4 protein-coding genes are annotated in these 8,182 nt (G+C 47.2%); all 4 read left to right on the top strand.

What is annotated here, in order from left to right; translation table 11 throughout:
* Positions 1-2,239: 2,239 nt before the first annotated feature.
* The 4 genes from AB4263_RS10450 to traD are packed head-to-tail and all read left to right on the top strand — an operon-like array spanning position 2,240 to position 8,178.
* A complete protein-coding gene (locus AB4263_RS10450) occupies positions 2,240-3,049 on the top strand; it encodes a hypothetical protein (protein WP_136987112.1) in 810 nt (269 codons plus the stop codon).
* An 11-nt stretch (positions 3,050-3,060) separates the two neighbouring features.
* Positions 3,061-3,855: a hypothetical protein gene (locus tag AB4263_RS10445; RefSeq protein WP_136987113.1), complete on the top strand. Its 795-nt coding sequence runs from the start codon at positions 3,061-3,063 to the stop codon at positions 3,853-3,855.
* Positions 3,855-6,272, top strand: coding sequence for a MobH family relaxase (gene mobH / locus AB4263_RS10440; protein ID WP_372050544.1), 2,418 nt, complete (start codon positions 3,855-3,857; stop codon positions 6,270-6,272). Before AB4263_RS10445 ends, mobH begins: the two co-directional genes overlap by 1 nt.
* Positions 6,265-8,178, top strand: a complete 1,914-nt coding sequence (traD, locus tag AB4263_RS10435; protein ID WP_162299038.1) for a conjugative transfer system coupling protein TraD — start codon at positions 6,265-6,267, stop codon at positions 8,176-8,178. The genes mobH and traD overlap by 8 nt, the downstream gene beginning before the upstream one ends.
* Positions 8,179-8,182 lie beyond the last annotated feature (4 nt).

Below are 8,182 nucleotides of genomic sequence, written 5' to 3'. Positions count from 1 at the left end.
TCATCGACCGTGACATCCCATGAATATGATTCGACCCTGCCCGAGAGTGAATCAATGACCACTGGCTAACCGTAAAGAGTCTAACCAAGACATTGAAATGGAATCCTGAGCGGTACAGCCCTTCTTAAAAACAAAAAAATAAATATAAATATCCAAAAATCATCTCAAGCCGAACGGTACTACCCAAGATTGAGTCGTTGCCCGAGACGGTTCAATTTCTCGGGGTGACAATGAATATGAATTAATTACTAAACAATCTAGAAAATGGTGTTCAAGCCAATTGTCTTTGACGGATTCTCAACTCACGATGACCAGCGGATTCTCGGTTAAAAGACCGGCGCTGGTGCCGCGTCATGCCATCACGTGTCAGTGCGAGACATGCGGGATTAATTCCCACGCCAGAGCGAGCGCCTGGGTACTAGTCATCGGCCGGTTCCAAGGCAGGGAGCTGGTGGCAGGTCATAACGTCCAGTGTCGGTCAGAGATATTGAACTTGGATATTAGTTACCAGCGAGCCCCGGTCCGTGCATTCATCTCCAGCAGGTAATCGGGTGATAAACCGACGCTGGTGCTGCGTCATAACATCCCGTGTCAGTGCGAGACATGGGGAAATGATACTTACGCCGGAGCGAGCGCCTGGGTACTAGTCATCGGCCGGTTCCCAGCCGAGGAGCCGGTGCCGGGTCATAACATCCCGTGTCGGTCAGAGATATTGAGCTTGGTATTAACAATCCGTCGTACCAAGTTGATTCAATAGGCTTGAGATTTGGTCGAGCTTTAAGTCATTCGTGTTGATTTTGATTAGTTTGAATAGCCCGACTGTTTTAGGCCCTAAGCTAATTGGCGCCGCACTGCCCGAGCAAAAGGTCCGTTCGTTCACCAAAGCCTATGAGTGTTCATCTCCCAGTGCCAGTGCGAGACATGGGGTATTAATACCCACGCCGGAGCGAGCTCCGGGGTAATGGCCAGTCGCCGGGTCCCAGCCGAGGAGCTGGTGCCGGGTTTACTGCATTCAGTGTCGAGCAATGACATTGAGTTTCAGATTTTTTTATCAGCGAGCCCCGGAGATACTTGTGACCAGCAGGTTCTCGGGTGAAAGACCGACGCTGGTGCCGCGTCACATCATCCCGTGTCACTGCAAGACATGGGAATCGTTACCTACGCCGAGCAAGAACCTGGGTACTGGTCATCCGCCAGGGTCAACTGAAGACCGGCGCTGGTGCTGCGTCACATCATCCCGTGTCAGGCAATGACATTGAATTTCAGTTTTTGCTACTAGCATCGCCTGGTGACCAGCAGGTTCTCGGGTGAAAAACCGACGCTCTTGCCTGATCAGAATACCGACAGTCAGGCTAAAATGTTGGGGTTGTGCTTAAGATGGAAGTTTACTTACCGACCATTAATTTCTATTTGAGCTTACTGAATACATACTGACAATTTTTAAGCCACGGACACCATTGCTAGTCATTGCCTGATTAAAAAGCCTAAGAGTACATTCGGCCCAGAAATGTTCATCTCCCAGTGCCTGTCCAAGAGGTAGATAACGTCGAGGTCCTGATGACCAGCAGAAAACTGAGCGCTGGTGGCTGGCTCGCAACTGAAATGTCATTCAAAGATGTGGGAATCGAAATCTACGCCGGAGCGAACACCAGGGCGCTGGCCAGCCGAGGAGCTGGTGCCAGGTTTATTGCATTCAGTGTCAGGCAATGACATTGAGTTTGATAATTTTCATACCAGCGAGGCCCAGGTGATACTCGTGACCAGCAGGTTCTCGGGTGATAAACCGGCGCTGGTGCCGGGACACATCATCCCGTGTCAGTGCAAGACATGGGAATCGACATCTGCGCCGGAAGAAATTCTTGGGTGCTGGTCATCCGCCGGTTCCCAGCCGAGGAGCTGGTGGAAAGTCATTAGTTCCAATGTCATTCAGAGAAATTGAGTTGAGCGACTGCACGAGCTCGAATCGTTGGTCACCAGCTGAATTCCACGAACGCTGGTCATGTCTAGTACCCCTTCCCTGTCATAGCGAGACAAAGTGTTAGGCTGAACAAATTCAAATTCGTGGATACGACTTTCATGATTGAACCATTGTTCATACCAACGTAAACACCCGCAGACCTGCCCTATTCGGAAAGCAATTCTGAAATCTATTAGCGAAAATTCGTCCCTTATTTGAAAAAACGTCGATTTATTTCATGCAGTATCAACCAATACCCCATTTGGGAAGGAGACAGGGTTTATGCATGAACAGGCGGATGTCCTTGACGTTCAAACAGACGAACTTGATGTTCTTACTGAGGACATTGAGGCTGATGTTCAGGTTAAAAAAGACGATATCCATGCAGATTTAAAATTGGGTTTGATCACCAAGAACCTAAAACGTAATGCAATGGAACTGAAGGCGGTCTATGCCGAAGCCGGTGAACTTATAGCCGAAATGGAAGACTTGGCTGACAAGTATTACCGAAAACCTCAGCTCGAACAGAACCATGTAATTATCAAAGACAATTCTTACAACCGTAGAAGCACGTTCGCCAATACAGGCCATGTACTGATTGGGACTAAGTATTACACCAAAGACAGAGACGGTTGGGAGATGGTGATGTGTTTTGAACTTCGAATGCGTGACATGAGCCGCTTAAACAAAACAACAAAAAAGAAGGCGTATCACTTTGATCCCGATAAGAAGATTCCGAATTCAGAGAAATACTATGAAATTCCTAAGTTCGCGACGAAGTACGAGAACAAGTCAGAGAACAAGATTCCCTACAAAGTGCTGACCCACCCTTTTTCCAAATCACAATGTAAAAAATACATGAGGGATTGGGAATTAAAGCTGTTCCTAGCATTTAAGAAAATCATCAGTCCACCCACACGACGTTACCTCGGATTAAGGGAGCGCTATAAAACGCTTCGAGAGGAACGACGCGTATTACTCAGCATTTTCATTGCAGATAGAGGGCTCCCACTAAGCAGGGAATACAACCGAAAAATAGGCGAGCTAGAAAAGGTCATCGCTGACCATTACCCAGAACTCATCAATCTCTAAGGAGAATCACCATGGCTGAATTTAAGCAAATGCGACGCCACATCCCCGTTTCAATCGTGTGTCGAAGCGAGACAATGTACCGCTACTTAGGTCAAAAAGGCGGTCAATTGGTTGGCGCAACACAACGAATTGCGACGCTGTACGAGTCCACCGAAGACAACGATGAAAACCGTGATGCGGTAGTGTCTATCTTTGAAACCAACTTTGAACATTTGGAAGAAGGTCAAGGTGAGTTTGCAAGACAGGCTGATGCAGTGAAGCGTAAATACCGCAAACAAAATCGCAATGTACCTTTTCCTGAAATCGAAGTACCAGATAACCACAAAGTCGTCATCGATGTGACCCACCCTGTCTTCCAACGTGTGTTGCAGGTCATTCGAAAGTTCGACAACTCGATGGCGGTCATGGAAGTACTTTGGATGGTAGGCGATGTCGACGAAGAACGTTACAAGTACGCGAAAATCAAACTCGCTTCTACGATGTCGCGCTTCTCTAACGACGTGTTCCGTATTACCAACCAACTTCGCTCGCTAGACACTGGTCGCGGCACAACACACCAACGCGTTAATCAACAAATCAATCAAAAGTTGAAACCAGTAGAGGTGGTTGAAGAGGTCACCGATGAGCAGCCAGATAACGTGTCGGCTCCATTGAATGAAGCTGAAACTGAGCAAGAAGCAGAACCGGTGGATATTCATGCTGGTGGCGCTGAGATATTAGGCGAAGACGAAGACCCACTGAGTGCGGAAGAAATTCAAACCGTAATAACTCAAAAATCCGATGAGTCACTACAGGAATCAGCTTAATGCGAATGTTTGATGGCGTCAGATCAAAATTAACTCAAAGTGCAATTATCGTAAAAGAGAAATTGCGCTTGAAAACTGGTGAGCTGCATGAGGAGTTCGCCAGTGAAACTATTTTGAAGCAGCAGCAGGAGATCACACGCTTGCAGAAAGAAGTCGCAAGCATGATCAAATACCCGCCGACGCCAGATGGTGTCCCTGTCTTAACGGAGGGGGACATTTTATTCGCTTATAGAGGCATTATTAAGGAAACCTTCCTTGCCGTAGGCATGCTCGAAGGTACAGATAAAAACCTGACGCCATGCTTTATGAACACGTACATGCACGCGATCCGTTCTGTGATTTCATTTTTCCACCTACTGCCTGCTAGTGAGTACCATCATCACAATGAAGTTGGCGGCCTACTTCGTCATTCATTAGATGTTGCCTTAATGACCTTAAGAATGTCGAAGGGCTCTCGGCCTTTGGCTATCGGATTCCAAGATGAGGAGATGCTACGAGAACCGCGATGGCGCTTTGCCGCATGGTTAACAGGTTTGTTGCATGATGCAGGGAAAGTCATTTCTGACATGAGGGTTTCGGGGAAAGAGCTGGATACTACCTGGAACCCACAAATTGAAACCATTTACGAATTCAGTGAAAGATACGGTATTGACCGCTACACCGTTAGCTGGAATCCACGCCGTGCTAATCATTACCATGAGAAGCTGTCAGTGCTGTTATTAGACAGAGTTCTGAGTGACACAGCAAAGCGCTGGTTATATCAATCTAACGATAACCTTTCAGGACCAATCATTGACGCGCTGCAGAATTATGCCCGTAAGGAAGGGTATATCGAGAAACCATTGCGCCGTGCCGATGCGCTCAGTGCCGAACGAGATCGTAGAACCCAATTCCACAAACTCATCGGACAGCGTAAAGCCGGTAAGAGTCACGGCATTATCTCGGCCATCCGTGATTTACGAAAAAACCGTTGGAACAAAGTCAATGAAATCGGTGCTCGCATGTATGTCATTGATGGGGAGGTATATCTCGATTACCGAAATGGCGTGCAAGACATCATCAGCCACATGAACGCCAATTCTAGCAACTCGGGTCACCTAGCCAGAATTGAATCCAACATTGGTATCGTGATTCAGGAGATGGAAGAGCTAGGTATTGTGGAGCCGATGCACGAAGAGTCAGACTTTGTGAGGCTCACATTTACAGCGAAGCAAGGGAAGATGCGACAAGTTGATATCGTTCGTATCAGTTATCCAGATTTGGTCTTCGAAGGTGAATTACGCCCACCTAACCTTAAAGACTGTTACATCGAATTTTCTAGCATGGGCGAACGCTTAACAATCGACGCCAAAGGCAGCTTGGATTATACCGAGCCAAAAGATAACCCATTTCAGACCCTTTATAACTTGGACCCAGAGCAAGGCTCCCAAGTGAATCGTAATAAGGCTCGTTCGTTGAATTTGCCGGGGCTACCAAAACCACCTGAAGAACTCATGCAAGCTGCTGAAAATCAATCACCGACAACGACCCCGCAGCAGATCAATGCACCAGCACCGGCCAACACGAGCAACGATGGGAAGCCAGCAACAGCGACACCTGCTCAAAACAACGTACCTGCGCAGAAACCAGCACCCAAACCACAAGCAACGAAAAAGCCAGCAACGAAAACGCCAGCAACGAAAAAAGCAGCGACTAAGACGAACACCACAAAGGCAAACTCACCGTCAAAGACAAGGGGGCCAACAATCGTGTTCGAAAATGAAACAAATCAGTCGGTGGAAGAAAACAATGCGGCACCTAGTGTATGGGATGGCATGAACATCAACGCAGCTGACGACAAACCGGTTCAGGCACCGTCGTCCAAACCTCTAGCCACCGCAGCTAAAGGGCGTAAGTCCCAAACACAGAAAGCACCGCAAAGAGCTTCCGCTTTAAAAAATGTGTCTGATAAAGACCTAAGAACCTTGTGTTATGTGATGGCATGGGCGCTATCCAATGGTAGGACCGATGGTGATTCCATTGTCAGCTACAGCTCAAGAAATGCGATCTACGCGCACAAAACGTGGGTTCTTTGTCTTGTAGAGATGACCAACATGGAAATGAATACAATGGCCTTTTTTGACCGCTTCGGAGATGACATAGAGCCAGGGAAAGTATTGGGCATTGACGCGACAGAGCACATCAAGTTGGACAGCAGTTGCGTCAAAGCCTTCGCAGAGCTGTTCGGTGTGGGCGAAAAGCTGTTCTTAGATCAAATTAAAAATTTCAATGACTATGGTAGGCCGGAGCGTATGGATAACCTCGATTTCTTTGCAGGAAAGCTCACCATTAACAGCGAGCAAGAGAAGTTAATTTTAGATTCAAACCTCGCCAAAGAATTGAACTTAATTGCTAATGGAGTCGCTTCTGATGTTTAAGTCAAAGACAAAACCCCTGTATGACGATATTCAAGACTACTTCCGTGAAGTGTTTGAGATACAACAAGCTCGCGCATGGCTGGCTTCGGGTGCTTTTTTCAGTGTCGCTGGTGGATATCAAGCATTGTACAACCTATTCACTGAGACACCGGCTCCCGATACGGTGATGCTGACAGGCCTAGGTATGGCCACCAGCTTTGTCATGGCCGCAAAACGATCTTCTGAAGCATGGCCAATTCTAAAGATGCAAGCTCGATTGTGTTCAAACAAACTGGATATAGAGTCTTTGGAAGACACTCGAAAGAAGGCAGAAAAATACAAAGACCGCATGTACTTAGGGACCGGCTTTAATTGGGGGCCTGAGCACGCCATCAATATGTATAAAATCAACGCCCTCCCTTCTGCACGCCGCGACCAAAAAGTGCCTTTATATTTAAGGAAGTTTATCCCCTATAACCCTGATCTGAACGAAGCATTAGGTGGGGAGCCATTCCTCATGGCCTTGGGCAACGAGAAAGCTGTGACTGTGCATTATGATGTAGGCCGCGCACACACAATCATCTACGGCGTTCCGGGCTCTGGCAAAACAACGTTGTTAAAGTTAATCGCATTAAACAAACTGTGGTCAAAGCGAAAATGCTTGCTCATCATCATCGACCCAAAAAATACGCCGGAAATGCGAAATGGGTTGAAAGCAGAGATGGTTCGTCAGGGTAAAGGGGACCAGTTCTACTATTTTGCCCCCGCACGGCCATCAGAGTCTGTCGTTGTTGATTGCCTAGCCAACTATAACCGAACATCGGAACTGGCAACCCGTGTCGTTGAATGTATTCCAACGGGCGGCTCTTCTGGGGAAGTATTTAAACAATTCTGTTGGGAACGTGTAAACCAAATTACTCAGGCAGCGGAATACATCGGTGAACGACTCACACTTCGTACCCTTCATTACTACCTGCGTGAAGGTCTAGTTCGTCTGGTAGAGAAAACGTGTGAAACGTACTTCAGTCAAGAAATAGGTGTGGACTGGAAAGCACAAATGAACGGTCGCATCAAGGCCATGGGCTCGCAAGACTGGCTTGAAAATATGATCATGTATTATTCCGATGTCATGGCCAAAGACAAACCTTGCTCTCAACTTTCAGGGATCATTGACGCCTTCCATAAAAAGTCATCTGAAGTGAGCACCAAAACTGGCTCATTGAATGCAATTCTGGAACAACTTTGTTCGGCGCCTCTAGATACTTTGTTGTCCCCTGATTTAAATAATTTGTCGGACAACCAACCGAACGTCGTCAATTTACGCGAGTTATCAAACACAGGTGGAGTGCTGTACTGCGCCACAGACGGTTTAACAGACCCAGTGATTTCAGGCACCTTATCGAAGCTTGTGTCGGCAGCTGCAGCGGCATCGTCAGCTGAACGTTATAACTTTGGTACAGGAGAAGAGCCAGAGGTTTGCTTTATGGTTGATGAAGCCCATAACGCGCTTAATGATCCAATCCTGAATTTACTCGCCGTCGGTCGTCAATCCAAATACGAACTGTACTTAAGTACCCAGTCCATGCCCGACATCGTAGAAAAAACCTCGCAAGCGACCGCCGATAGGATAACCGAGCTGTGTGCCAATACCATCGCCATGCGATGTGAAGGCAAAGTAACTCGTGAATATGTATCAGAAAAGATGGGGGCTGCCGATCTAAGAAAGCATCAAAAGATGATTTCAAACAGCGCCTCAACACAAGATTCCGTCTCTTCATTCAATTCAGGTTCTGGTGTACGTGAGTCATCAGAAGAGCGCAGTTTATTTCCACCGTTCATGGTATCGGCCTTACCCAATTTGCAAGCTATATGCAGCTTCTCAAATGGAAATAAAACCCTACTCCGCCTGCCTGTAGAGCCACGTTAAGGAA

This window comes from Vibrio sp. 10N.261.55.C5 (assembly GCF_041470505.1).
In the GTDB taxonomy this organism is placed as follows: Bacteria; Pseudomonadota; Gammaproteobacteria; order Enterobacterales; family Vibrionaceae; genus Vibrio; species Vibrio crassostreae_C.
Note: the sequence above shows the minus strand (reverse complement) of the source record. Positions and strands in the feature narration are given on the sequence as shown.

Bases quoted from the DNA above. Each gene is read 5' to 3' on its own strand.
- AB4263_RS10450 (WP_136987112.1), top strand. From the start codon at position 2,240: ATGCATGAACAGGCGGATGTCCTTGACGTTCAAACAGACGAACTTGAT.
- AB4263_RS10445 (WP_136987113.1), top strand. From the start codon at position 3,061: ATGGCTGAATTTAAGCAAATGCGACGCCACATCCCCGTTTCAATCGTG.
- mobH (WP_372050544.1), top strand. From the start codon at position 3,855: ATGCGAATGTTTGATGGCGTCAGATCAAAATTAACTCAAAGTGCAATT.
- traD (WP_162299038.1), top strand. From the start codon at position 6,265: ATGTTTAAGTCAAAGACAAAACCCCTGTATGACGATATTCAAGACTAC.